Below are 26,143 nucleotides of genomic sequence, written 5' to 3' on the forward strand. Positions count from 1 at the left end.
GATTCTCGTCATTGCGACCAGACCGGCTTTCCGCACTGAGCTCAACGTGGCTTCCCGTAACAAGCTCAGCCTGGCTTTCCATACTGAATTCAGCTTTCCGTACTGAGCGATGTCACAATCCGTCGATTTCGCCGCTCAAAGTACATTGAAATCATCCCACCCGATACCACCAGTGCGGCACCGATCAGCGTGACGGACTCCGGCATATTGCCCCAGAACAGATATCCGATCATCGCTGACCAGACCAGCGTGGTGTAATCAAACGGCGCCAGCAGCGAGGCATCGGCATAGCGCAGGCTAAGCGTCAGCAGTATTTGCGTAATCCCGCCCAGCAATCCGCAGCTGATCAATAACACCAGCTGTCGGGTATTCGGTACCGTCCAGCCGAACCACAGCGTGGTCAGTGAGGTCAGCGTGGTCATTACCGCAAACCAGAACGCAATCGCCCCCGGCTTTTCAATGCCGTTCAGATAACGGATCTGAATCGACGCGCCGGCAATACATACCGCAGCGGCCAGCGCGAGGATAACCCCCAGTGAGGAAGTCCAGCTTACGGAGGTAAAAGCCCCTTCACGATTAAAGAACAGGTGCCCCGATAACATCACCAGGATTCCGGCGAACCCGGCAGCAACGGCTATCCAGCGATGAAACTTCACTTTCTCGCGCAGAATGACCGCCGCCATCACCACGGTAATCAGTGGCGCAGCATAGTTGATTGCCGTTACGTCAACGAGGGAAATATAGATTAGCGAAAGGTAACTAAAGTAGAGCCCGCCGGTACCGGCCAGGCCGCGAACAAAATGTCCGCGCACGTTCTTCGTCCTGATGCCGTCGAGAATACTGCCCTGGCTCCACAGCCAGATAAACAGTGGGATCAGCGCGATAAACGACCGAAAGAAAATCACTTCACCGACGGGGATGCTGCCGTCGAGGTCTTTAACACAGGCCATCATCAGCGTTGAACTCAGCGCTGCGGCGATTTTCATCGAAATACCCGTCGAAGGGCTACTCATATCAGGAAAGGTTCCGGCAGTAGGGATATTAAACCAACATACTCGCTACGCTGTTTAAATGAGCTTTTAAATCAGTGCATAACGGCATTAAATTTTTTATTTCTGCCCTGGTCGGCAGAGAATTTTTCATAAAAAAAGGGGCTAGCATATGCTAACCCCTTTTCACTATTAACTATCAGATGTCGCTTAAGCGCCCAGACGTTCTTTGATACGTGCAGACTTACCAGTACGCTCACGCAGGTAGTACAGTTTAGCTTTACGCACAGCACCGCGACGTTTCACGGAAATGCTGTCAATAACTGGGGAGTGAGTCTGGAATACACGCTCAACGCCTTCGCCATTGGAAATTTTGCGAACAGTGAATGCAGAGTGCAGACCGCGGTTACGAATAGCGATAACCACGCCCTCGAATGCCTGCAGACGCTTTTTAGCACCTTCAACGACCCATACTTTCACTTCCACGGAATCACCCGGACGGAATGAAGGTACGTCTTGCTTCAGCTGTTCTTCTTCAAGTTGCTTGATAATGTTGCTCATAATTAAATCTCTTATCCTGGGTAAACTGATAGTTAAGGCGAACCCGGCATTATGCCTGTCCAGCCGTCTCATCGTTTTGTTGCCTGGCGTGTTCCCGTTGGAACTCGGCCAGCAACTTTGCTTGCTCTACAGTCAGAGCCAGGTTTTCCAGAAGTTCAGGTCTTCTAAGCCAGGTACGGCCCAGCGACTGTTTCAGGCGCCACCGGCGAATATCAGCATGGTTGCCCGACAGCAGAACTGACGGAACCTCCATCCCTTCTAACACTTCAGGGCGGGTGTAGTGTGGGCAATCCAGCAAACCGTCAGAAAACGAATCTTCTTCCGCCGACGCCTGTTTCCCCAGTACTCCCGGAATAAACCGGGAAACCGAGTCAATCAGCGTCATTGCTGGCAGCTCGCCACCGCTGAGAACGTAATCCCCAATCGACCATTCTTCATCGATCTCGGTTTTGATTACGCGCTCATCAATCCCTTCATAACGACCACAGACCAGAATTAACTTCTGATTGGTCGCCAGTTCGCAAACCCCATCTTGATCGAGTTTGCGGCCCTGAGGTGAAAGATAAATCACCTTAACGCCTTCCCCTGCCGCCGCTTTTGCTGCGTGGATGGCATCCCGTAAGGGTTGCACCATCATTAGCATTCCCGGACCGCCGCCGTATGGACGTTCATCCACGGTACGATGACGATCGTGAGCGAAATCACGAGGACTCCAGCTCTGAATGCTGAGCAGGCCATTTTTTACTGCCCGGCCAGTTACTCCGTAATCGGTAACTGCGCGAAACATTTCAGGAAACAGGCTGATTATGCCAATCCACATACTTTGCGCCGGAGTATTACCGTTTTGTTCGGAGTTCAAAAACCAGGATCCCAATCTACTTTGATAGAACGCGTAGTGAGATCGACATTCTTGATAACCTGTTCATCGAGGAACGGAATTAACCGCTCCTGGACACCAAATGCATCTTTCAGGTTTGCCTTCACGACCATAACGTCGTTTGAGCCGGTTTCCATCATATCGATGACTTTACCCAGCTCGTAGCCTTCAGTGGTGACCACCTGGCAGCCCATAAGGTCTTTCCAGTAGTATTCACCGTCAAGCTCCGGCAGTTGCTCCGAGTCCACGACAATTTCGCAATTAGTCAGCAGACCTGCAGCATCACGATCGTCAATGCCTTTGACTTTGATGATCATGTCCTGATTGTGGCGCTTCCAGCTTTCCAGCTCGACATGCTGCCACTGACCCGCCCGCTGGATAAACCACGGCTGATAGTCAAAAATGCTTTCGGCGTCTTCGGTGGAGGAAAACACTTTGAGCCAACCACGGATACCGTAGGCCGAGCCCATCTTTCCCAGAATTAACGGGTTAGCGGGAGGCTGGTTGTGTTGCTTGCTCATGTTGACCACCGTGACAGATTAAGCTGCTTTCTTTGCTTCTTTGACCAGCGCACCAACGCGGTCGGACAGAGTTGCGCCCTGGCCAACCCAGTGCTCAATGCGGTCCAGATCAAGACGCAGTGCTTCAGCCTGACCAGATGCGATCGGGTTGAAGAAACCAACGCGCTCAATGAAACGGCCATTGCGAGCATTACGGCTGTCAGTGACGACTACCTGGTAGAATGGACGCTTTTTAGCGCCGTGACGTGCCAAACGAATTGTTACCATAACATCCTCTTTAGTTAATAAAACAACCGGGCCCCATTGAGGGAACGGGGCCCGGGTGCAATATAAAAAGCCCGAAAATTTTACTCATTTTGGCGAAAAAAGCAACCTAATTCGCCTGAGTGCTTTTCCGGCTCGCTTAACGGCCTGGGAAACCAGGCGGCATCATACCTTTCATGCCGCGCATCATCTTCGCCATACCGCCTTTTTTCATCTTTTTCATCATACGCTGCATGTCGTCAAACTGCTTCAGTAAGCGGTTAACGTCCTGCACCTGCATACCGGAACCGGTGGCGATACGACGCTTGCGGGAGCCTTTGATAATCTCAGGCTTCTCACGCTCTTTGCGCGTCATGGAGTTAATCATGGCTTCCATACGCACCAGAACTTTATCGTCCATCTGCGATTTCACATTATCCGGCAGCTGTCCCATACCCGGCAGTTTGCCCATCAGGCTGGCCATGCCGCCCATGTTGCGCATTTGCTTGAGCTGGTCGAGGAAGTCGTTCAGGTCGAAACCGTCACCCTTCTTCAGCTTGCTGGCCAGCTTTTCCGCCTGCGCCCGGTCAACTTTGCTTTCAATATCTTCGATCAGCGACAGCATGTCGCCCATGCCGAGGATACGTGACGCAATACGCTCAGGATAGAACGGCTCAAGGGCTTCGGTTTTCTCACCGACACCCATAAATTTGATTGGCTTACCGGTGATATGACGAATCGACAGGGCCGCACCACCGCGCGCATCACCGTCGACTTTTGTCAGTACCACACCGGTCAGCGGCAGCGCTTCGTTAAACGCCTTTGCCGTATTGGCCGCATCCTGGCCAGTCATGGCATCAACAACAAACAGCGTTTCAACCGGATTAATCGCGGCGTGAACCTGTTTGATCTCGTCCATCATCGCTTCATCAACGTGAAGTCGACCGGCGGTATCCACCAGCAGCACGTCGTAGAATTTCAGCTTCGCCTGCTGCAGTGCGTTCTTAACAATATCAACCGGCTTCTGGCTGAGGTCGGACGGACAGAAGTCAACGCCAACCTGTTCCGCCAGGGTTTCCAGCTGTTTGATCGCCGCCGGGCGATAAACGTCGGCAGAAACCACTAATACCTTTTTCTTGTGCTTTTCACGCAGGAACTTACCGAGTTTGCCGACGCTGGTCGTTTTACCCGCACCCTGCAAACCGGCCATCAGCACGACGGCAGGCGGCTGAGCGGCCAGGTTCAGAGTGTTGTTCTCCTCCCCCATCGCTGCAACCAGCTCATTTTTAACGATTTTGACGAATTCCTGACCCGGAGTCAGGCTTTTGTTCACATCCTGACCGACAGCACTTTCTTTGACGCGGCTGATAAACTCACGCACCACCGGCAGTGCAACGTCGGCTTCCAACAGCGCCATGCGCACTTCGCGCAGCGTGTCTTTGATATTGTCTTCTGTCAGCCGTCCACGGCCACTGATGTTGCGCAGGCTCTGCGACAATCTATCGGATAAATTAGTAAACATCGTCTCTCGCTTAACGTAATGAGAGGCCGCCAGGGCGACACAATGGCGCGGATTATAACACAGTGATGCCGGGATCTCAGCCATATGCGATGAGATCGTTTGGAGCCTGCTGCCGCTGGCGCTATACTGACTTTTTTCACAGTCCTGGCCGGTACTAACACTTAATATGTCCGTATTTGCGATTCTGGCACTATTCGCCTATTCATGTAGCCTTGCACTGATTGTTCCCAGCCTGCTGCGTAAAAACAGCAGCTGGCGCAGGCTGGCCGTTCTGTCTGCCGTCGTCGCGCTGGTGTTTCACGCCGTTGCATTGCAGCAGCGTATCTTCTCCCTCGGTGGGGGGCAGAACCTCAGTCTGCTGAATATTGGTTCCCTGGTCAGCCTGCTGATCTGCTCAATCATGACGATTGTCGCCTCGCGCAATCGTGGCTGGATCCTGCTGCCGATTGTTTACAGCTTTGCCCTGATCAACCTGGCGTTTGCGACCTTCGTACCGAATGCGTTTATTACCCATCTGGAAACCACGCCGGGGATGATGGTGCATATCGGCCTGGCGTTGTTTGCCTATGCTACGCTGATTATTGCGGCCCTCTATGCGCTGCAGCTGGCCTGGATTGACTGGCTGTTGAAAACCAAGAGGCTGGCGTTCACCACGGACATTCCGCCGCTGATGACCATCGAGCGGAAAATGTTTCATATCACCCAGATTGGGGTGGTGCTGCTCACGCTGGTGCTGTGTACCGGCCTGTTCTTTTTACCGGACCTTTTCAGCCGTGAAAATATTGATAAGGCCGTACTGTCATTCCTGGCCTGGTTCCTCTATATCGTCCTGCTTTGGGGCCATTATCACGAGGGCTGGCGCGGGCGTCGCGTCGTCTGGTTCAACTGCGGCGGCGCGTTTCTTTTGACCATGGCCTACTTCGGCAGCCGCATGCTGCAGCACTTTTTAACCTCCTGATCGACCACAACAAGGATCTCCCTTGGAACACGTTTCCACCACGACCCTGATCGTGACGCTGATTATCATGATTCTGGTATCCGCGTACTTTTCCGGCTCCGAAACCGGCATGATGACGCTGAATCGCTATAAGCTGCGTCATCAGGCCAAAAACGGAGACCGTGCCGCACGCAGGGTTGAGAAGTTACTCCGCCGCCCCGACCGCCTGATAAGCCTTGTGCTGATTGGCAACAACCTGGTGAATATTCTGGCTTCTGCGCTGGGGACCATCGTCGGTATGCGCCTCTACGGGGATGCGGGCGTGGCGATTGCCACCGGTATCCTCACCTTCCTGGTGCTGGTTTTCGCGGAAGTGCTGCCAAAAACTATCGCCGCGCTCTACCCGGAAAAGGTGGCTTTTCCCAGCAGCGTGCTGCTTGGACCGTTGCAGATCGTGATGATGCCGCTGGTGTGGCTGCTGAATACGATTACCCGCCTGCTGATGCGCATGGTGGGAATGAAAAGCGACGGTTCGATCAACTCCGCGCTGAGTAAAGAAGAGCTGCGCACCATCGTCTATGAATCGCGCTCGCTGATGTCGCACCGCAATCAGGACATGCTGCTGTCGGTGCTCGACCTCGACAAGGTCAACGTCGATGACATCATGGTGCCGCGCAACGAAATTGTCGGTATCAATATCAACGATGACTGGAAATCAATTGTGCGCCAGCTGGCCCACTCCCCTCACGGCCGCATCGTGCTTTATCGTGATTCGCTGGACGATACGATAAGCATGCTGCGCGTACGCGAAGCCTATCGTCTGATGACGGAGAAAAGGGAATTCACCAAAGAAGTAATGCTGCGCGCCGCAGACGAAATTTACTACGTGCCCGAGGGAACGCCGCTGAACGTACAGCTGGTGAAGTTTCAGCGCAATAAGGAAAAGGTGGGACTGGTTGTCGATGAGTATGGTGACATCAAAGGGCTGGTGACCATTGAGGATATCCTGGAAGAGATCGTCGGCGATTTCACCACTTCGATGTCACCGTCGCTGGCTGAAGAGGTGGTGCCGCAGAATGATGGTACCGTGCTGATTGAAGGCAGTGCCAACGTACGCGAGCTAAATAAGGCCTTTAACTGGACGCTGCCGGAAGAAGGTGCGCGCACCGTCAACGGAATGATTCTCGAAGAGCTTCAGGATATCCCACTGCCCGATACCACCATCCATATTGGTCAATACGCGGTCGATATTCTGGATGTGCAGGAGAATATGATTAAGCAGGTGCGGGTAACGCCACAGAAGCCGTTAAAAGAGTCGGCGAGTTCGTCATCGTAGATACCCTCTCCTGCGGCTGCAGAAGAGGATTAACCGATGACAGGGACGTTCGGTGAACCCGAGCGCCCCGATCCGGTTAGATATGCAGTTCTTTCAGTTTTTCTTTCGGCAGGGCCAGGTCTTCATTACGGTTCACGCGGATATCGTTAGCGATAATGTGACGCGCAATTTCCTGTGCTTCTTCCAGTGAGTGCATCTCACAGGTGCCGCACTGATAGATGTTCAGCTCAGGAATATCATTCTGGTTGGCAACCTTGAGAACATCCTCCATTGCCGCTTTCCACGCCTTCGCCACGCGCTGCTCATCCGGTACACCAATCAGGCTCATGTAGAACCCCGTACGGCATCCCATCGGCGAGATATCAACGATTTCAACGCCTTCACCGTTCAGGTGGTCGCGCATAAAACCGGCGAACAGGTGTTCCAGAGTATGGATACCGCGCTCAGGCAGGATTTCGATGTTCGGTCGGCAGAAACGCAGATCGAAAACGGTGATAGTGTCGCCATGAGGGGTCTTCATGGTCTTAGCTACGCGGACTGCAGGAGCGGCCATGATGGTGTGATCAACGGTAAAGCTATCCAGCAATGGCATATTGTTACCTCAACTAATGAATTTATTTTAGATATCGTGAAACTTTTTCTGTCAGCTCGCGTCTGACTATGTGAAAGACGCGCATTTGTTATCATCATCCCTGACAACAGAGATGTTACTTTGGCCACAATGATGTGGCCATTTTCTTTTAGCGCTAGCCTTTATCTTTCAGAAACTCTTCCAGACTCAGCGTATCACTTTCTTCAATCTGCTGCTGGCTTACCTTCGAGCGCTGCGCCTCTGCGGTGAACTGTTCTTCACTCAATACTTCCAAAGACTCTTCGTTCAGCTGTTGGCGATACTGCTCGGCCAGCGCCAGCCCGGTACCGACAATGCCGTTTTCCTTCAGCGAGTGCAGGAAACGTGCGGAGTAGGTCAAATCCGGGTCGTCAAACGTGGCCACCAGGCGATCGCACACTTCCTGGTAGTGGTTTTCTCCGCTCTGACCGTCCAGCGTTTCGGCAACTCGCCTGAGATCGCGGAACAATGCTTTACCCACATCGACCAGCGGCTGCTCGGTATCTCCGCAGCCAATGCCGAGGGTTTGGCCCGGCTTACGACCTTCAAGGATCACCCGGTTCCAGTTTTTACGCGTACAGAGCAGTTCATCACTGTTCATATCCGGCGCTTCCGCCAGCGTACACCAGATCAAGAACAGATCCAGGAAGCGCACCTGGTTAGCATCAACCCCGATCGCAGAGAACGGGTTGATGTCCAGCGAGCGCACTTCAATATATTCAATGCCGCCGCGCAGCAGCGCGTCTGAAGGCGCTTCACCGGAACGCGTCACGCGCTTCGGCCTGATTGGCGCATACAGCTCATTTTCAATCTGCAGCACGTTGGTATTCAGCTGCAGCCAGTCACCGTTAGCGTCCTTCACGCCCATCGCCGCAAATTCAGCGGAGGGGGTTTTAATCGCCGCCTTAAGCGCTTTGATATAGCCGGGCAGATCGTTAAAGGTAATACCGAGGTTGCTCTGCGACTTGTTGGTGTAACCCAGATCGCTCAGGCGCAGAGAAGTGGCATACGGCAATGACAGCATGCCCTGTTCACTGCGATCGAACGGCAGATTGCTTTCCTTACCCTGCAGGAACGAAGAGCAAATCGCCGGTGACGCACCGAACAGATAAGGGATAATCCAGCCGAAGCGATAGTAGTTGCGAATCAGGCGCAGGTAACCGTCTGAAATCGCATCTTTACCGCTTTCCGCATCCTCTACGCCAGCCCAGGCCTGCCAGAAAGAGAGCGGCAGCGAGAAGTTATAATGCACGCCGGAAATCACCTGCATCAACGCACCGTAACGATTTTTCAATCCCTGACGGTACAGCGTTTTCATGCGGCCAATGTTCGAACTGCCGTACTGCGCCAGCTCAATATCCTGACCCGGTTCAATAATGCACGGCATGCTCATCGGCCACATCCGCTCTTCACCGAGTTCGCGGGAGGTGTGGCGATGAATATCACGCAGGAACGCCAGCAGATGATCGATATCCTGATCGACCGGCGTGATAAATTCCAACAGCGCTTCCGCAAAATCGGTGGTGATCCACTTATGCGTTAAGGTGGATCCCAGAGAAGAGGGATGCCGGGTTGTCGCCAGATGCCCATCGGGCCTGACACGCAGCGTTTCGCGTTCAATACCGCGACCAATTCCTTTAAGTGCGCCAGGGTGGGCTTCCAGCCACGCAAGTGCCTGTGATACGTCCGGGATCAAATTGACCTCCCGCTCAGAGAAAATTTATTATTGTTAAGCATAATGTTAACCGTAGCATCATCTAATAGCGAATCAATGCCACCATTCCATGCCCTGTAATGTTGCAGCAGCCAGCGCGATATATCGCAAGGTTTTGCCGACAGCGAGAAAAAAAACCGTCGGCAGCCAGGCGAAACGCAGCCAGCCGGCAATAACGCACAGCAGGTCACCGATCACCGGTAACCAGCTAAATATCAGCGCGGCAGGCCCTAAACGATGTAACCATGCCATCGCTGTTTTATGCCATCGCCCCTGTTCTTTTAGCGGCAGCAGGCGACCAATCAGAATGTTTGTCAGTCCCCCGAGGGTGTTACCTACGGCAGCAATCAATACCAGATGTACCGCGGAAGCCTTACCGGCCAGTAACAGGCCTACCAGCATCGCCTCCGAGCTGCCGGGCAACAGCGTAGCACTCAGAAAACTGCTGGCAAACATCGAACCGTATGTCAGCCACTCAGTCACAGCAAACGAACATCAACGGCATCCATACCCGCAGCACGTGCAGCCTGCAGACCGAAGTCCGCATCCTCAAATACCACGCAGCGCGCAGGCGGTACGCCCAACAGTTCAGCGCAGCGGATAAATGTATCAGGCTCTGGCTTATGACGTTTAACATCATCTGCTCCGACAATCGCCGAGAAGTAATCGCGCAGCCCCAGATGCTGCAACAGCGCAACCGCCATGGCATGTTCGCTGCCGGTGCCCACCGCCATCGGGCGACGTCCCTTATAGGCTTTAACCACCTCGATCAGCGGGAGCGGTTTCACCACATCGAACAGTATGCTTTTAAATAAAGAGGTCTTCTCCGCAGCAAGGCGGTGAGGATCGAGATCGCTCTGATGCTGTTCAACGATAAACTGTGCAATGCGCCAGGTCGGAGAACCATTAAGGCCAATCAGCGCCTTTTCATCAAAAGCCATCCCATGCTGAGCCAGCACCTGACGCCAGGCCTGGCGGTGCGTGGGTTCAGTATCGAGGATGGTGCCATCCATATCGAAGATCAAGCCGTCGTAAGCGTCGTACATTCTCTTAACCACCCTGATAAAGGAACGATTACTTTAGCGTAAAGCCGTATGAATGTCGCTGTCAGCGTGGATCCGCAAATGCCTTGAAAGCCATAGGGATTTCTGGCAGTAAATTTGCGATGAGAAAACGAATTAACATGCAGGATAACGGGCTAAAGATAAAAAGACAGAGGGGGAACGAACAGATGAGGAAAACAGGGTGACGGCAACATGGCGGCACAATCGTAGACGGCCTGACGAGCGAGATTGAGGAATAGTAGAAATCAGGAGAGATGGTGCATCCAGGAGGATTCGAACCTCCGACCGCTCGGTTCGTAGCCGAGTACTCTATCCAGCTGAGCTATGGATGCATCGGGAAATGCTTGACTCAATATGGTGCATCCAGGAGGATTCGAACCTCCGACCGCTCGGTTCGTAGCCGAGTACTCTATCCAGCTGAGCTATGGATGCATCGGAAAAACTTTTGATTGGGGGGTAACGCGACAAACCTGAGGAGATACTGAAGAAAATCACTGCCACTCTAAGGAATGGTGCATCCAGGAGGATTCGAACCTCCGACCGCTCGGTTCGTAGCCGAGTACTCTATCCAGCTGAGCTATGGATGCATTGCTAATTCTTGTATAACGCAGGGTGCTTAACTACTCACCGTGATACAGGCTGCTAACGCTGTACCTTACTACTTCTTATAAAGCCGCTTATGCCACTTTAAGAGAGATGGTGCATCCAGGAGGATTCGAACCTCCGACCGCTCGGTTCGTAGCCGAGTACTCTATCCAGCTGAGCTATGGATGCAAAATGGCGGTGAGGCGGGGATTCGAACCCCGGATGCAGCTTTTGACCGCATACTCCCTTAGCAGGGGAGCGCCTTCAGCCTCTCGGCCACCTCACCACTAGCACTCTTTCGAGTTGTGCTTCAGAACTTTCTAACTGCTCATCGGCACTGCGTGGCGCACATATTACTTTCTGGGCGTTTTAAGTCAAACATTTTCTCCCCCTTTTTTCACCCTCTGCGTTCAATTGCACAAAAGCCATGCAATCCGGCGGTTTTAAAGGCAAAAAGAGTGAATTATCAACAGCGAAAACGGCGTTCTGCGATGAAAAGCACAACGGGAATAATCCACCGGGATGGCTGATTTAATGAAAAAGACGCAGGCGAAAAGAAGATATGTACGGATCGGGGGGAAAAATGGGGTCGAACAGAAGCAAACCGGCAGTGGCCTCGCTACAGAGAGCGAGGCGCTGAATACGTTAGTAGCTCGTTTGCTGAGTTTTTTCAGCCTGAATACGCTGATAAATCTCTTCGCGATGCACCGATACTTCTTTAGGGGCGTTCACACCAATACGGACCTGGTTACCTTTAACACCCAGCACAGTTACAGTAACCTCATCACCGATCATGAGGGTTTCACCAACTCGACGAGTTAGAATAAGCATTCTTTGCTCCTTGAAAGATTAAAAGAGTCGGGTTAACTGTTCCCGGCATTATCCATCATACAACGTGCAATGTAGACTATGACAAATACACCAAGAGTGCATCCTCATACTAATACATTCTGCTGATACTTAGTTTAGCCGAAAACCTGCTCATCAACCTGACTTTATGATTACAGTGCGCACCGCATATGAAGAGCGCCAGGTTTTCGCTTCCTGGCGCTCATCAGCGGTACATTCTTATTGGTGTTACAGTTTTGCTGCCACCCAGGACTCAACGCCAGCCAGCGCAGCAGGGAGTGCCTGTGCATCTGTACCGCCCGCCTGAGCCATGTCCGGCCGACCGCCACCTTTCCCGCCAACCTGCTGCGCAAGCTCGCCAACCAGCTCACCCGCTTTCACACGATCGGTCAGGTCTTTAGTCACCCCACTAATCAGGGATACTTTTCCATCTGCAACGGTTGCCAGTACGATAACCGCGGAGCCGAGCTGATTTTTTAGATCGTCTACCATCGTACGCAGCATTTTTGGCTCAACGTTTTTCAGTTCGCTAACCAGCAGCTTTGTGCCCTTCACGGCAATCGCTTTACTGCTCAGGAGATTGCTCTCCTGCGCGGCCTGCTGATCTTTCAGCTGCTGCAGTTCTTTTTCCAGCCCGCGTGCATGGTCGATCAGCGCGCGCACTTTATCATTCAGGTTACTGCTGTTCGCTTTCACCAGCTGGGCGATATCCAGCAGCTGTTCGCTCTGGCTGTAAACCTGAGACAGCGCGCCCTCACCCGTGACGGCTTCAATACGACGCACGCCCGCAGCCGTGCCGGATTCAGACAGAATGCGGAACAGGCCGATATCGCCGGTGCGGCTGGCGTGAACGCCACCGCACAGCTCGGTTGAGAAGTCACCCATGCCGACGACGCGGACATGATCGTCATACTTCTCGCCAAACAGCGCCATGGCGCCTTTGGCTCTGGCCGCTTCCAGCTCCATGATATTGGTATCAATCGCCAGATTACGACGGATCTGCGCGTTGACGATCTCTTCAACCTGGCGGATTTCCTGCGGCTTCATCGCTTCGAAATGCGAGAAGTCAAAACGCAGGTATTTATCGTTCACCAGTGAGCCTTTCTGTGCCACGTGGTCGCCCAGAACCTGGCGCAGCGCAGCATGCAGCAGGTGCGTCGCGGAGTGGTTAAGACGGATACGCGCACGGCGCGCTTCATCAACCTGCGCCGCCAGACGATCGCCGATGCGTAATGTTCCTACGGCCAGCTTGCCGCTGTGGCCAATCGCCTGACCGTATTTTTGGGTATCGGTTACGGTGAAGCTGGTGTTCTCACCTTTCAGTTCGCCCGTATCACCTACCTGTCCGCCTGATTCGCCGTAGAACGGCGTTTCATCCAGAACGATTACCCCTTCCTGACCGGCAGTGATTTCACTCGCCGCCTGGCCATTCACAAAAATGGCGGTCACGGTCGCATTCAGCGCCAGCTGGTCATAGCCTTTAAACGCGGACGCTTTATCGATGCTGATCACGCTGCTGTAGTCAGCACCAAAACCGCTGGCATCACGTGCGCGCTGGCGCTGCTGCTCCATCGCCCGCTCGAAGCCTTCTTCGTCGATTTTCAGGTTACGTTCACGGCAGACATCGGCGGTCAGATCGACCGGGAAGCCAAAGGTGTCATACAGACGGAAGACGGTTTCACCGTCCAGCGTATCGCCCTGAAGTTTTTCCAGTTCGTCATCCAGCAGCGCCAGACCGCGCTCCAGCGTTTTTGCGAACTGCTCTTCTTCTGATTTCAGAACCTGCTCAACCTGAGCCTGCTGGCGCTGCAGCTCTTCTCCCGCCGCGCCCATCACTTCAATCAGTGGCGCAACCAGTTTATAAAAGAAGGTGCCCTTCGCGCCCAGCATGTTGCCGTGACGAACCGCACGGCGAATGATACGACGCAGGACGTAGCCGCGGTTTTCATTCGATGGGATCACGCCATCGGCGATCAGGAATGCACAGGAACGGATGTGGTCAGCAATCACGCGCAGTGATTTATTGCCGAGATCGGTTGCACCGGTAACCTCTGCAACAGAGGCAATCAGTTTAGCGAACAGATCGATTTCATAGTTCGAGTTCACGTGCTGCAGAACCGCAGAGATACGCTCCAGCCCCATGCCGGTATCGACCGAAGGCTTAGGCAGCGGCAGCATGGTACCGTCAGGCTGACGGTTGAACTGCATAAAGACGATGTTCCAGATCTCAATGTAGCGGTCGCCGTCTTCTTCCGGGCTGCCCGGAGGGCCGCCCCAGATATGGTCGCCGTGGTCAAAGAAGATTTCAGAGCACGGACCGCAAGGACCGGTATCGCCCATCTGCCAGAAGTTATCTGACGCGTAGGCGCCGCCTTTATTGTCGCCGATACGAATAATACGTTCGCGCGGTACGCCGATCTCATTCGCCCAGATATCAAAGGCTTCATCATCGGTTTCGTACACGGTCACCCACAGTTTCTCTTTCGGCAGTGCAAACCACGCCGAACCGGTCAACAGTTCCCAGGCAAAGGCAATCGCCTCTTTCTTGAAATAGTCGCCAAAACTGAAGTTGCCCAGCATCTCGAAGAAAGTATGGTGGCGGGCAGTGTAGCCAACGTTTTCAAGATCGTTGTGTTTACCACCGGCGCGCACGCAGCGCTGCGAGGTCGTCGCACGGGTGTAGTTACGCTTGTCCTGGCCAAGGAAAACATCCTTGAACTGGTTCATCCCGGCGTTGGTAAACAGCAAAGTCGGATCGTTGTTGGGGACGAGGGAGCTACTGGCTACAACCTGATGTCCCTTGCTCTGGAAAAAGTCGAGAAACGCTTGACGAATCTCCGCAGTGCTCTTGCTCATATTTGTCCTGGAATCACGCTAACGAACGTTTCGTGGGTCTTGCTGCGCCGGAATTACACTTGCCTGCGGCGACACACGAACAAAAAGTGGTGAATAAGATAAATTTTCTTCGGAGGGAAGTAAAATCCCATTGGCGTTCAATCATCAAAATTTGTGAAAACAGACCTGATATCTTCCATAAAGAAGCCTTTTGTCATCAGATAACGCTGCACTTTGGCTTTTTCCTTCCATTCCGTGGGTAACGGTAAACCAAACTTGCGCTCGGCCAGGCTGAAAGCCAGACTTTGCCAGTCCGTATCCGTGTTAAACATTGCCTCATCAATTAAGGCCTTGTCCACTCCCTTCTGACCCAGTTCCAGCCTGATGCGCTGCGGGCCATAGCCTTTCCTGCTGCGCCCCGCCAGATAGCGTTCAGCAAAACGGGCATCGTCCAGCCAGTTGTGCTGGTAGCACCATTCGACAACCCGATCGATCTCTTCCGGCGTTAGCGGCTCCGGCGGTGTTTCGCTGCGGGAAAACTGCGCCGCGCGCTCCGTGGCAATGTTCAGCTTACGGCGAAACTCGGCTTCGCTGTGGTCGCGCATGGCAAGGATACGCGTTGCGCGCTCCAGCAGGCGGGCATGCCGGGTCCGTTCTGAATGTTCGGTCATAAAGGCAGTCCCTTTTTAATGCAAAAAACACATCCATAAGGGTAACGTCTGGCGGCGAGGCTGGCGAGGAAAATACGCACGGGTGGCAGGAGGTTTGGCCGGATTATGATGCTCTGCATGCTGCATACATCACCCATAAAAAAAGGAACGGGGTTACCGTTCCTTTTCTTCAGGAAAAAACATCAGACGGATCAGAAGTCTTCGTGAGTTTCTTCGCTGGCTTCTTCTGCGGTTGGCACGAAATCAGCTTTCTGATCCGGGTTAGTCAGCAGCATCTCACGCAGTTTCGCATCGATTTCGTTGGCTTTTTCCGGATTCTCTTTCAGGAAGTTTGAAGCATTCGCTTTACCCTGACCGATTTTATCGCCGTTGTAGCTGTACCATGCGCCCGCTTTTTCAATCAGCTTGTGCTTCACGCCCAGATCCACCAGCTCACCGAAGATGTTAATGCCTTCGCCGTACATAATCTGGAATTCAGCCTGACGGAAAGGTGCAGCGATTTTGTTCTTCACCACTTTAACGCGGGTTTCACTGCCCACAACCTCGTCGCCTTCTTTGATGGCACCGATGCGGCGGATATCCAGACGGACGGAAGCATAGAACTTCAGCGCGTTACCGCCGGTGGTCGTTTCCGGGTTACCAAACATCACACCAATTTTCATACGAATCTGGTTAATAAAGATCAGCAGCGTATTGGAGTTTTTCAGGTTACCGGCCAGCTTACGCATCGCCTGGCTCATCATACGCGCCGCAAGGCCCATATGAGAGTCACCAATCTCACCTTCGATTTCCGCTTTTGGCGTCAGGGCCGCAACGGAGTCAACGATGATGACATCTACCGCGCCAGAACGCGCCAGCGCATCACAGATTTCCAGCGCCTGCTCACCGGTATCCGGCTGAGAACACAGCAGGTTATCGATATCCACGCCCAGCTTCTTGGCATAAACGGGGTCCAGCGCGTGCTCGGCGTCGATAAAGGCACAGGTTTTACCTTTGCGCTGCGCGGCAGCAATCACCTGCAGAGTCAGCGTGGTTTTACCTGAGGATTCCGGTCCGTAGATCTCGACGATACGGCCCATCGGCAGGCCACCCGCGCCCAGCGCGATATCAAGCGATAAAGAACCGGTAGAGATGGTTTCAACATCCATAGTACGGTCTTCACCCAGGCGCATGATGGAGCCTTTACCAAATTGCTTTTCAATCTGGCCCAGCGCTGCTGCCAGTGCTTTTTGCTTGTTTTCGTCAATAGCCATTTTTACTCCTAGTCATGCGGGTAAAGCACACGCGGACGCTGCTTTGTCTCTAAAATATGCAGTGATTATACTGTATGGTCATACAGTATCAAGTTTAATTTTTCAGAAAACGATCGAGTAGGGTTTGTAATGCCCACGCGGTTGCCTGACGGCGAACGGCCTCCCGGTCTCCGCTGAAACAACGGCGTTCTGCCAGCACGTCACCGCCTGCTCTGGCAAAACCGAACCATACCGTACCCACCGGTTTTTCCTCGCTGCCGCCGTCCGGCCCGGCGATGCCGCTGACCGACAGCGCGAAATCAGCTGCCGCTTCGCGCAGCGCGCCCTGTGCCATTTCTCGCACGACGGGCTCGCTGACGGCACCGTGTTCCGCCAGCGAACGTTCGCTGACGCCGATCATGTGCTGCTTGGCATCGTTGCTGTAGGTCACAAAGCCGCGATGAAACCAGGCAGAGCTGCCCGCAATATCGGTCAGAACCTTGGCAATCCAGCCCCCGGTACAGGACTCGGCGGTGGTCACCGTCGCGCCACGGGCTAACAGCAACTGACCAACACGGGTACTTAACTGCGTTAATTGTTCATCCGTCATGGTGCGCACCTTTTCCGTTTTGATTGTCGCAAAGCCTAACATTTTTACGGCGTTCGGGGAGCAGAGGAAGCCGTTTTTGCGGCCCCTCTTCCAGCCCGGCGTTAAATCTTTTGTGCCAGCATAAACAAACGGGGGAAGGCCATTAGCAGGTTACCATCAGCCCGGGCAGGATAGGCCTGGACAATCTCCGATCGATATTCGGCCAGATACGCCTCCTGCTGTGGCTCATCCAGCGCAGCAAGAAACGGCCGCAGTCCGGTTGCCCGCAGCCAGTCAACGATCGCCTGCGGCGAGGGCATCACGTGATAATAGGTGGTACGCCAGATATCTACCCGGCATCCTGCATCGCACAACAAATCGTAATACTGCTCCGTCGACAGCAGCTTCTTCCTGTTGGCGGCCTGCGGATCGATAATCTCCCCCCACGGCGCACGCTGCGCCACTTCGCGCATCAGGCGATGGGTCGGCTGATCAAGGTTATCCGGCATTTGTACCGCCAGCACGCCCGACGGGGCCAGCTGGGCAATCAGATGGGGCAAAAGAGTCTGATGCTCCGTCAGCCACTGCAGCGAGGCATTGGCATAGATGACATCCTGCGGCTGAGCGGCCTGCCACCGGCGAATATCTTCGCGGGCAAAGGTGCAGCCGGGCAGACGCTGCTGCGCCTGCTCGAGCATCGCCTGCGAACTGTCCAGTCCCGTAATGTGCGCATCGGGCCAGGCGTTGCACAGCAGCTCGGTGCTGTTGCCCGGGCCACAGCCGAGATCGGTGGCGGAAGTCACGTCAGTCAGGGGGATTCGGCTCAGCAACTCCTGCGCCGGACGGGTACGTTCTGCTTCAAACTGTCGGTAGAGATCGGGGTTCCAGTCTTTCATTATTCCTCGCTCAGTAAGTGTGCGACCGGACACAGTGTAGGCCTGGTCGCGCTGGCGATAAATAACGAAATAGCAACAATTTATCCTGCGGGCACTACATCCCCAGTCGGGCGCGCCCTACCGCTTCGCCCAACTGCCATACGGCCATCGCGTAATGATTGCTGTGGTTATAGCGGGTGATGGCATAGAAGTTCGGCAGGCCGTACCAGTATTGATAGCTGCTTCCCATATCGAATTTAAGCAGGCTGACCTGCTGATTATTATCCAGCGGGATCTGCGGCGACAGCCCGGCTGCGGCCAGCGTAGCCACCGAGTAACGCGTCTTAAATCCGCTTTCCATACCCGGTGCCTGGCCGTTGGCCTGTACGGCAACCGTGCCGTTGGTCAGCCAGCCGTGGGCCTGGAAATAGTGCGCCACGCTCCCGATCGCATCCACCGGATCCCAGAGGTTGATATGCCCGTCGCCGTTAAAGTCCACCGCATACTGTTTGAATGCCGAAGGCATAAACTGACCGTAGCCCATCGCACCGGCAAAGGAACCGCGCAGATTCAGCGGGTCATCGCCTTCTTCACGCGCCATCAGCAGGAAGGTTTCCAGCTCACCGCTGAAGTAGGCGGCACGGCGCGGATAGTTAAAGGACAGCGTCGCCAGCGCATCTAAAATGCGCGTTTTGCCCATCACCCTGCCCCAGCGTGTTTCCACACCGATAATCCCGACGATGATTTCCGGCGGCACGCCGTAAACCTGCTGCGCGCGCTGTAGCGCATCCTGATACTGATCCCAGAAGGCAACGCCGTTCTGCACGTTATCCGGCGTAATAAACTTGCTGCGGTAGCGTATCCAGGCGCCGTTAGGTCCGGTTGGCCCCTGAGCCGTCGTCGGTGCCTGGCGATCCATCAGGCGAATGATCCAGTCCAGATTCTTCGCCTGTCCAAGCACGTCATGCAGCTGCTGGCGGTCGAAACCGTGCTCGCGCACCATTTTGTCGATAAAGGCATTCGCCGCCTGGTTATCGGAAAAATCACCGCCGAACGGCGCGGCCGTATGATCGGGGCTGAGCAGGAAACCGCCGTTTCCCTTAAACGGATTACCGTGCGGTTCAGCCGGGGCCTGCTGCGGCTGGCTGCTACAGGCGGAAAGTAATGCGACTGCGGGAAGAAGAGTTGCCAGAAAACGCATGGGGTATCCATTTAACCGTGCATAAAAAATCAGAAAGCAGATGGTAAAACAGAGTCAGGATGGAATTAAAGAGGATTTACCTGCCGGGCGATAAAACTGCGCAGCGGGTAGAAAAAATGCCCCGCCGCAGTATTTCAATCAGTGCTTATAATAGATCTCGCCGGATTCTGCCTTGAGGATTTTCCCGTCGGCGTTGGCGATCATCACATAGTTACCGCCCATATAGGTCCAGTGGCTTTCGGCAACCGGGGCTGGCAGATGGCGTACCGTCCACTGGGTCACCTCATACTTCTTAGTGCGATAAAGATCGGGCACCGTGTCACCAATGGCGAAATGGGTAAAGTCCGCGAAGAAGCTTTTTACGCTATAGGGATCCGCAGAGTCAGCCTGCGCCTGGTCGGACGGCTGTTCAGCCGTCGCGGTTTCGGCTGGCGCTTCCGTGGTCTGGCTTGCCGCTGCGGCGGCATCCGTCTGCTGGGCGACCGCTTCAGGGGCCTGCTGCGCCGCATTCTGCTCGTCATCAGCCCAGGCTGCAGAAACGCTGGCGAGTGCCACCGTCGAGAATACCGCTGAACATAATATCACTTGCAACTTACGCATAACGTCTCCAGTTTTAACGACGATGAGCGACACATCATCACGCAGTCGCCACAGTATCAGAATAGCTTACTCAGGCTGGCATTTGAGGTCGTTCAGCATTAGATATCACAACCTCCGCAGAGTTCCGGCCCGAGCGGTTTGCGATGATAATGCGATGTCGGCCAGCAGGGGCGCAAATTTTTGTTAAGAAAGGTGTTGAAGGCCGGTACTGACTTATTTTTTCCCGTACGCGCAGGTGATATCAATCACCTGCTGCGTTGCCGGAGACAGGAAAGCATCCTGCAGCCAGGTAATCCCCACGCGGCGCGTCATCACCAGCTGGTTGTTGTCGATACGCGTCAGCAGTGAGGCAAACTCTTTTTCTGCCAGACTGTTTTCAGAAATAAAGCTCAGCAGACCGCTGCTGGCAATTAGCCCCGGTACGGCAGCCAGAGAACTGATTTCGATTTTAACCTCGGGCGCCGCACAGTGATTTTCATAGAAGATCCGCTCCAGCCACTGACGCATGGAGACGGTTTTTGCCGGCAGGATCCAGCCATGGCGGCTGAGATCGCGCAGGCTGGCGGGGCCGTTCGCCAGCGGATGGGAGCGGGAAGCCGCCACTACCACCCGATCGGTGGTCACCGGCAGCTGTACCACCGGTTTGTTATAGCCCACCAGCGGGCCGACGATAATATCCAGCTCATGCTTATCAAGCAGGTTGAACAGCACATCATTCATGCCGATCTGGATCTCCAGCTTCACATTCGGCGCATCCTGCTGCAGGCGTTTACACACTTCCGGCAGCAAAAACTGAGTCGCGGATCCCGCGCTACCCACCCGCACCACGCCCCGACGACCGTGACTTAACTCCGCCATCGTTTTCGCGACGTCATCCCACGAGCTTTGCAGCATCAGTCCTCGCTGGTAGAGGATATCACCCGCTTCGGTCAGTGCCAGTCCTCGCCCCGATCGCTTGAACAGTTTGATATTCAGGTCTTTTTCCAGACGCGCGATGGACTTGGAGAGTGCGGGCTGGGTGATATTGAGGTTTTGTGAAGCCTGTCCCAAATTCATAATGCGGGCCGCCTCCATAAAGTACCCTAACTCTCTGTTATTCATCACTCATTCCTGAAATTCATCGATTAAATAAAAAAGTATATTAGTGGAAATAAATCATCACAACAATAATGTCCGCACGGATCGCAGGCATAAACCGATAATATCAATGCAGAGGTACTATGAATAACGAACGAAGCAGTTGGCCAGCAGGGTTTTATATTTCTGAGCGTAAGAATATTCTCTCTTCGGACATTGTTGCAGAATTTCACTCTATTCCCGTTGCGGTCGCCGGCGATTGTACAGGCCGAATTAGCGGCGCGACCGGATTACAGCGCTACCACCAGGACGTCAATATCAGTATCTGTGGACCGGCCATCACCGTTAAAGTGCGCCCCGGGGATAACCTGATGATCCACAAGGCGCTGGAACAGGCGCAGCCGGGCGATGTCATCGTGATTGACGGCGGCGGTGATCTGACCCAGGCGCTGATCGGCGGGCTAATCCGCACCACGGCGCTGACGAAGAAAATTGCCGGGTTCATCGTTGATGGGGCCATCCGTGATTTAGCCGAATGGGCAGACGGCCAGATACCGGTATTTGCCAAAGGCCACACCCATCGCGGACCGGATAAAAGCGGACCGGGAGAAGTGAATGTGGCGATTGCCTGCTGCGGCATGGTAGTGAACCCCGGCGATCTGGTCCTGGCGGATAGCGATGGCGCACTGGCGATCGCTCCTTCTGACGCAGAGAACGTACTGGTGCGCGCGAAAGCACATTTAAAGAAAGAGGAAGCCATCAGAGAAAATAATGCCAGCGGCCGCAGCGACCCGGAAAGATTTAATTCCATTCTGCGCAAAGCAGGATGTCCGGTGTAAAAATATCGTTAAGCCATAATAAGGATAATAATATGTATCTTGCCCTGATTGGTTATGCACTTATTGCATGCCTGATGTTTTTCCTGATTAAAGGAAAAGCTACCCCTATCTCTTTATTTATTTTCCTTTCGATTATCGCCGGGTTCTGCGCAGGCTATACGCCGATGCAGATGAATGATTACATCATGAAAGGCGTGATGCAAACCGCGCCTAACGCGGTGCTGTTCACCTTCTCCATTATCTTTTTCAGCATTGTTACCGATGCCGGAGTATTCCAGCCGCTGGTTAACTGGATGACCAAAATTGCCGGTAACAGCGTCGTCGCGATTGTGGTGGTAACCGGATGCATTGCCACCATTGCTCACCTTGACGGTTCGTCTGTGCCGACGGTGCTGATCACCATTGGTGCCATGCTGCCAATCTATAAGCAGTTTGGCATCAGGCCTGTCGTGCTGTTGTGTATGCTGGCTGCCGGGATGGGGGTAACGAACTTTACGCCCTGGGCCGGCCCGCTGGCGCGCGTCGCTGCCGTGTCCGGTCTTGACGTTAATGCCCTGTATCACCGGCTGATCCCAACGCAGGTGATTGGGCTGGTCTGTATGATTGTACTGGGGCTGTACTTAGGCCTGCAGGAAAAACGCCGCATTGCGCGTGGCCTGCCGATCCCGGAAGCGGCGCTGGAGCCGGAGAAGGCGACGGGCAAAGGCCACCATGAGGTTGAAGATAAGCAAAACCGCCTGCTGTTTGCCCTCAACGTCACGCTGGTCGTCGGCGCTACGCTTCTGCTGCTGATCACCCATATTCAGGCCTACATTATCTTTATGTGTGCGTTTTCCGCCGCGATGATTTTCAACTATCCCAACCTCAAGGCGCAGGAAGGCGTGATGAAAAAATATGCCTACTCTGCCTATATGATTTCCGGCACGGTAATGGCAGCGGGCGTCTTTGTTGGTATTTTAAGCGGCGGCGGCGATGCCTCAATTCTGACGGAAATGGCCGACGTGGTGCTCCACGTGATGCCCGACTCCTTAGGTTCCCATCTGCATATCATCATGGGTCTCCTGGGCGGATTGATCGGCTTTGTGATTGGTCCGGATGCCTTCTTCTACGGCATCTATCCGCTGGTCGCCAAGGTCGGCACCAACTACGGCCTAAGCTGGGAAGAAATGGGGCTGACGATGGTGGTGGGGAAAAATATTACCATGATGCTTAGCCCGGTATTTGCAACCACCTATTTAGCGATTGGTCTGGCCGGTGTTGAACTGAAAGATCATATCCGTTTTTCCTTTTTACCCGTCGTGGTGTTCTCGTTTGTGATGGTGTTCTCACTGGTCCTGACCAATACGGTGCCACTTTAAGATAACAGCCGGGTGGTTCTTACCGGCTCGCCCGGCGGGGCAGAAAAGCCCCGCGTGCCCGAACAGTCCGATCGTTTCCCACCAATACCCCGGCGGGGCTGCGCAAAAGCGGCAGGTCCACCACTTTCCATGCAGCGACCCTGCATACATTCACTCTTCCCGTTCCCCCACAACCTGGCATCCTGACGTCCTCGCCCGATTCGCCCAATCGCTGTGCTCTTCTTTCTGATGCAAAGTTTGCGGCAGGCCTTCCGTTTTTACCTGTGACAGCCCGTTGGTCCCTGGGCTACTATAGCGGTACATAACGGAGCTTATCGCTAAGCAGAGTTAACCGATTGATTTTAAATCGCGAGTACCAACAGGATTACGTCATATTTTGCGCAACATCGTGATACCAACGAAAACAACAAAATCACATTATACTTTAAATTCAATGGATTAATTAAATCATGTCTATGACTGACAACAAGAATCTCGACTCCCACACCCCGATGATGCAGCAGTATCTGCGGCTGAAAGCGGAGCATCCGGAAATTCTGATGTTCTACCGCATGGGTGACTTTTACGAACTGTTTTACGACGATGCCAAACGCGCTTCCCAACTGCTGGAAATCTCACTGACCAAACGCGGCGCTTCCGCCGGTGAACCGATCCCGATGGCGGGCGTCCCCTATCACGCAGTGGAAAACTATCTGGCGAAACTAGTACAGCTGGGCGAATCTGTGGCGATCTGCGAGCAGGTTGGCGATCCGGCGCTGAGCAAAGGCCCGGTTGAGCGCAAGGTGGTGCGCATTGTCACCCCGGGAACGATCAGCGATGAAGCGCTGCTGCAGGAGCGCCAGGATAACCTGCTGGCGGCCATCTGGCAGAGCGCGCGTGGATTTGGCTATGCCACGCTGGATATCAGCTCCGGCCGCTTCCGTGTGGCGGAGCCGGACGACCTGGAAACCATGGCGGCTGAACTACAGCGCTCCAACCCGGCTGAGCTGCTGTACCCCGAAGACTTCCCGTCGATGGCGCTGATTGAAAACCGTCGCGGCCTGCGCCGCCGCCCGCTGTGGGAGTTTGAGCTGGATACCGCCCGCCAGCAGCTTAACCTTCAGTTCGCCACCCGCGACCTCAGCGGTTTCGGCGTGGAACAGGCGCATCAGGCGCTGCGTGCCGCCGGCTGCCTGTTGCAGTACGTGAAAGATACCCAGCGCACTTCGCTGCCACATATCCGTTCGCTGACCATGGAGCGTCAGCAGGACAGCATCATTATGGATGCGGCCACCCGGCGAAATCTTGAAATCACCCAGAACCTCTCCGGCGGCATTGAAAACACGCTGGCTTCGGTACTGGATAAAACCGTGACGCCGATGGGCAGCCGCATGCTAAAGCGCTGGCTGCACAGCCCGGTGCGCAATACTCAGGTGATTACCCAGCGCCAGCAAAGTATCGCCGCCCTGCAGGATCTTAACGATGAGCTGTCGCCGTTTCTGCGGCAGATTGGCGATCTTGAACGAATTCTGGCGCGTCTGGCGCTGCGCACCGCTCGCCCGCGCGATCTGGCCCGCATGCGTCACGCCTTCCAGCAGTTGCCGCTGCTAAATCAGGTGCTGGAAAACAATCAGACCAGCCATCTACAAACCCTGCGTAGTCAGATGGGCGAGTTTGCTGAACTGCGCGAGCTGCTTGAGCGCGCGATTATCGAAACGCCGCCGGTGCTGGTACGAGACGGCGGCGTCATTGCCCCGGGTTATAACGAAGAGCTGGACGAATGGCGGGCGCTGGCCGACGGCGCAACCGACTACCTCGATCGGCTGGAAATCCGCGAACGTGACAAACTCGGGCTGGATACGCTGAAGGTCGGGTTCAATGCCATTCACGGCTACTACATTCAGGTTAGTCGTGGCCAGAGCCACCAGGTGCCGATCCACTATGTGCGCCGCCAGACGCTGAAAAATGCCGAACGCTATATCATTCCCGAGCTGAAGGAGTACGAAGATAAAGTTCTGACCTCCAAAGGCAAAGCGCTGACGCTGGAAAAAGCGCTGTATGAGCAGCTGTTCGATATGCTGCTGCCGCACCTGGAAGCGTTGCAGGTGAGCGCCGCCGCGCTGGCCGAACTGGACGTGCTGAGCAACCTGGCCGAACGCGCCTGGACGCTGAACTACAACTGCCCGACGCTGAGCGATAAAGCGGGTATTAAGCTGACCGGCGGCCGCCATCCGGTGGTGGAACAGGTGCTGAAAGAGCCGTTTATCGCTAACCCGCTGTCGCTTTCGCCGCAGCGTCGCATGCTGATCGTCACCGGCCCCAATATGGGCGGTAAAAGCACCTATATGCGTCAGGCGGCGCTGATCACGCTGATGGCCTGTATCGGCAGCTTTGTTCCGGCAGAGCAGGCGGTCATCGGCCCGGTAGACCGCATCTTCACCCGCGTCGGTGCGGCGGACGATCTGGCATCAGGCCGCTCCACCTTTATGGTGGAAATGACCGAAACCGCCAATATCCTGCACAATGCTACCGAGTACAGCCTGGTGCTGATGGATGAAATTGGCCGTGGAACCTCCACCTATGACGGTCTTTCGCTGGCTTGGGCCTGTGCGGAAAGTCTGGCCACCCGCATTAAGGCGATGACGCTGTTCGCCACCCACTACTTCGAGCTGACCACGCTGCCGGATCAGATTGAAGGCGTGGCTAACGTCCACCTTGATGCCGTTGAGCACGGCGATACCATCGCCTTTATGCACAGCGTGCAGGACGGTGCGGCCAGCAAAAGCTACGGTCTGGCTGTCGCCGCGCTGGCGGGCGTGCCGAAGGATGTGATTAAGCGCGCGCGTCAAAAGCTGAAAGAGCTTGAAGCCCTTTCCGGCAACGCTGCTGCAACGCGAGCCGATGGCTCGCAGCTGCCGCTACTGGTAGAGGAGACCTCGCCCGCCGTTGAGGCACTGGAAGCGCTCGATCCCGACTCGCTCTCTCCTCGCCAGGCGCTGGAGTGGATTTACCGCCTGAAATCGCTGGTTTAACCCGGTGCTGCCGGACGCTGGTTGACAAACCGCTCTGGACGAGCCGC

General features: G+C 54.5%; 24 protein-coding genes and 5 tRNA genes. 5 read left to right on the forward strand and 24 right to left on the reverse strand.

All coding sequences use genetic code 11. From position 1 onward, the window contains the following. Positions 1 to 89: 89 nt before the first annotated feature. The 6 genes from EC836_RS05170 to ffh all read right to left on the reverse strand — a co-directional run bounded on the left by EC836_RS05170 (position 90) and on the right by ffh (position 4,713). Positions 90 to 1,013 (reverse strand): DMT family transporter, encoded by a 924-nt coding sequence (locus tag EC836_RS05170; RefSeq protein ID WP_123330836.1) that lies wholly within the window; start codon positions 1,011 to 1,013, stop codon positions 90 to 92. Between the two features lie 186 nt (positions 1,014 to 1,199). After that, positions 1,200 to 1,550 (reverse strand): 50S ribosomal protein L19, encoded by a 351-nt coding sequence (rplS, locus tag EC836_RS05175; RefSeq protein WP_123330838.1) that lies wholly within the window; start codon positions 1,548 to 1,550, stop codon positions 1,200 to 1,202. Positions 1,551 to 1,599: 49 nt separating this feature from the next. Next, on the reverse strand, positions 1,600 to 2,370 hold the full coding sequence (gene trmD / locus EC836_RS05180) for a tRNA (guanosine(37)-N1)-methyltransferase TrmD (protein ID WP_123330840.1): 771 nt from the start codon (positions 2,368 to 2,370) through the stop codon (positions 1,600 to 1,602). A 35-nt stretch (positions 2,371 to 2,405) separates the two neighbouring features. Beyond that, entirely contained in the window at positions 2,406 to 2,948 is a 543-nt protein-coding gene (gene rimM, locus EC836_RS05185; RefSeq protein ID WP_123330842.1) for a ribosome maturation factor RimM, read from the reverse strand. Between the two features lie 18 nt (positions 2,949 to 2,966). Continuing rightward, positions 2,967 to 3,215 carry a 30S ribosomal protein S16 gene (gene rpsP / locus EC836_RS05190; RefSeq protein ID WP_105593983.1) on the reverse strand — a complete coding sequence of 83 codons (249 nt, stop codon included), beginning with the start codon at positions 3,213 to 3,215 and terminating at the stop codon, positions 2,967 to 2,969. A gap of 136 nt (positions 3,216 to 3,351) precedes the next feature. Further along, positions 3,352 to 4,713: a signal recognition particle protein gene (gene ffh, locus EC836_RS05195; protein WP_123330844.1), complete on the reverse strand. Its 1,362-nt coding sequence runs from the start codon at positions 4,711 to 4,713 to the stop codon at positions 3,352 to 3,354. A gap of 166 nt (positions 4,714 to 4,879) precedes the next feature. Between ffh and EC836_RS05200 the strand changes: the two genes are divergently transcribed. Then, entirely contained in the window at positions 4,880 to 5,671 is a 792-nt protein-coding gene (locus EC836_RS05200; RefSeq protein ID WP_123330846.1) for an inner membrane protein YpjD, read from the forward strand. Positions 5,672 to 5,693: 22 nt separating this feature from the next. Then, complete coding sequence (locus tag EC836_RS05205) at positions 5,694 to 6,986, forward strand: HlyC/CorC family transporter (RefSeq protein ID WP_123330848.1); 1,293 nt, start codon at positions 5,694 to 5,696, stop codon at positions 6,984 to 6,986. A 76-nt stretch (positions 6,987 to 7,062) separates the two neighbouring features. Here the strand turns inward: EC836_RS05205 and luxS are convergent, their stop codons facing one another. From luxS to EC836_RS05300, 18 genes are all read right to left on the reverse strand, one after another. After that, on the reverse strand, positions 7,063 to 7,578 hold the full coding sequence (gene luxS, locus EC836_RS05210) for an S-ribosylhomocysteine lyase (RefSeq protein WP_105593979.1): 516 nt from the start codon (positions 7,576 to 7,578) through the stop codon (positions 7,063 to 7,065). A gap of 154 nt (positions 7,579 to 7,732) precedes the next feature. Further along, the gene (gshA, locus tag EC836_RS05220; RefSeq protein WP_123330852.1) at positions 7,733 to 9,292 is read right to left on the reverse strand and encodes a glutamate--cysteine ligase; all 1,560 of its coding nucleotides are present in this window, start codon (positions 9,290 to 9,292) and stop codon (positions 7,733 to 7,735) included. Positions 9,293 to 9,364: 72 nt separating this feature from the next. Beyond that, positions 9,365 to 9,793, reverse strand: a complete 429-nt coding sequence (locus tag EC836_RS05225; protein ID WP_123330854.1) for a YqaA family protein — start codon at positions 9,791 to 9,793, stop codon at positions 9,365 to 9,367. Continuing rightward, a complete protein-coding gene (gene yqaB / locus EC836_RS05230) occupies positions 9,790 to 10,356 on the reverse strand; it encodes a fructose-1-phosphate/6-phosphogluconate phosphatase (RefSeq protein WP_123330856.1) in 567 nt (188 codons plus the stop codon). Before yqaB ends, EC836_RS05225 begins: the two co-directional genes overlap by 4 nt. A gap of 273 nt (positions 10,357 to 10,629) precedes the next feature. After that, positions 10,630 to 10,706, reverse strand: a tRNA-Arg gene (locus tag EC836_RS05235). A 23-nt stretch (positions 10,707 to 10,729) separates the two neighbouring features. Beyond that, positions 10,730 to 10,806: transfer RNA gene (locus tag EC836_RS05240), tRNA-Arg, on the reverse strand. Positions 10,807 to 10,884: 78 nt separating this feature from the next. Continuing rightward, positions 10,885 to 10,961: transfer RNA gene (locus EC836_RS05245), tRNA-Arg, on the reverse strand. A gap of 110 nt (positions 10,962 to 11,071) precedes the next feature. Further along, positions 11,072 to 11,148: transfer RNA gene (locus tag EC836_RS05250), tRNA-Arg, on the reverse strand. Positions 11,149 to 11,152: 4 nt separating this feature from the next. Beyond that, positions 11,153 to 11,245 (reverse strand) — tRNA-Ser (locus EC836_RS05255). Positions 11,246 to 11,604: 359 nt separating this feature from the next. Then, the gene (csrA, locus tag EC836_RS05260; protein ID WP_004155916.1) at positions 11,605 to 11,790 is read right to left on the reverse strand and encodes a carbon storage regulator CsrA; all 186 of its coding nucleotides are present in this window, start codon (positions 11,788 to 11,790) and stop codon (positions 11,605 to 11,607) included. 246 nt (positions 11,791 to 12,036) lie between these two features. Further along, positions 12,037 to 14,664, reverse strand: coding sequence for an alanine--tRNA ligase (alaS, locus tag EC836_RS05265; protein ID WP_123330857.1), 2,628 nt, complete (start codon positions 14,662 to 14,664; stop codon positions 12,037 to 12,039). 137 nt (positions 14,665 to 14,801) lie between these two features. Then, positions 14,802 to 15,314 (reverse strand): regulatory protein RecX, encoded by a 513-nt coding sequence (locus tag EC836_RS05270; RefSeq protein ID WP_123330859.1) that lies wholly within the window; start codon positions 15,312 to 15,314, stop codon positions 14,802 to 14,804. A 191-nt stretch (positions 15,315 to 15,505) separates the two neighbouring features. After that, a complete protein-coding gene (gene recA, locus EC836_RS05275; RefSeq protein ID WP_123330861.1) occupies positions 15,506 to 16,567 on the reverse strand; it encodes a recombinase RecA in 1,062 nt (353 codons plus the stop codon). A 94-nt stretch (positions 16,568 to 16,661) separates the two neighbouring features. Continuing rightward, positions 16,662 to 17,156 carry a nicotinamide-nucleotide amidase gene (pncC, locus tag EC836_RS05280; protein ID WP_123332116.1) on the reverse strand — a complete coding sequence of 165 codons (495 nt, stop codon included), beginning with the start codon at positions 17,154 to 17,156 and terminating at the stop codon, positions 16,662 to 16,664. A gap of 101 nt (positions 17,157 to 17,257) precedes the next feature. Next, positions 17,258 to 18,031 carry a trans-aconitate 2-methyltransferase gene (gene tam, locus EC836_RS05285; protein WP_123330863.1) on the reverse strand — a complete coding sequence of 258 codons (774 nt, stop codon included), beginning with the start codon at positions 18,029 to 18,031 and terminating at the stop codon, positions 17,258 to 17,260. Positions 18,032 to 18,125: 94 nt separating this feature from the next. After that, positions 18,126 to 19,211, reverse strand: coding sequence for a lytic murein transglycosylase B (gene mltB / locus EC836_RS05290; protein ID WP_123330865.1), 1,086 nt, complete (start codon positions 19,209 to 19,211; stop codon positions 18,126 to 18,128). Between the two features lie 138 nt (positions 19,212 to 19,349). Further along, positions 19,350 to 19,811, reverse strand: coding sequence for an RcnB family protein (locus EC836_RS25090; RefSeq protein ID WP_123330867.1), 462 nt, complete (start codon positions 19,809 to 19,811; stop codon positions 19,350 to 19,352). A gap of 213 nt (positions 19,812 to 20,024) precedes the next feature. Then, positions 20,025 to 20,912 (reverse strand): LysR family transcriptional regulator, encoded by an 888-nt coding sequence (locus tag EC836_RS05300; protein ID WP_233599144.1) that lies wholly within the window; start codon positions 20,910 to 20,912, stop codon positions 20,025 to 20,027. Between the two features lie 119 nt (positions 20,913 to 21,031). Between EC836_RS05300 and EC836_RS05305 the strand changes: the two genes are divergently transcribed. The 3 genes from EC836_RS05305 to mutS all read left to right on the forward strand — a co-directional run bounded on the left by EC836_RS05305 (position 21,032) and on the right by mutS (position 26,096). Then, positions 21,032 to 21,727 carry an RraA family protein gene (locus tag EC836_RS05305; protein ID WP_123330871.1) on the forward strand — a complete coding sequence of 232 codons (696 nt, stop codon included), beginning with the start codon at positions 21,032 to 21,034 and terminating at the stop codon, positions 21,725 to 21,727. A 32-nt stretch (positions 21,728 to 21,759) separates the two neighbouring features. Then, positions 21,760 to 23,085 carry a CitMHS family transporter gene (locus EC836_RS05310; protein ID WP_123330873.1) on the forward strand — a complete coding sequence of 442 codons (1,326 nt, stop codon included), beginning with the start codon at positions 21,760 to 21,762 and terminating at the stop codon, positions 23,083 to 23,085. A 449-nt stretch (positions 23,086 to 23,534) separates the two neighbouring features. Next, entirely contained in the window at positions 23,535 to 26,096 is a 2,562-nt protein-coding gene (gene mutS / locus EC836_RS05315) for a DNA mismatch repair protein MutS (protein ID WP_123330875.1), read from the forward strand. Positions 26,097 to 26,143: the final 47 nt, after the last annotated feature.

Source organism: Erwinia sp. JUb26 (genome assembly GCF_003751505.1).
Taxonomy (GTDB): domain Bacteria; phylum Pseudomonadota; class Gammaproteobacteria; order Enterobacterales; family Enterobacteriaceae; genus Erwinia.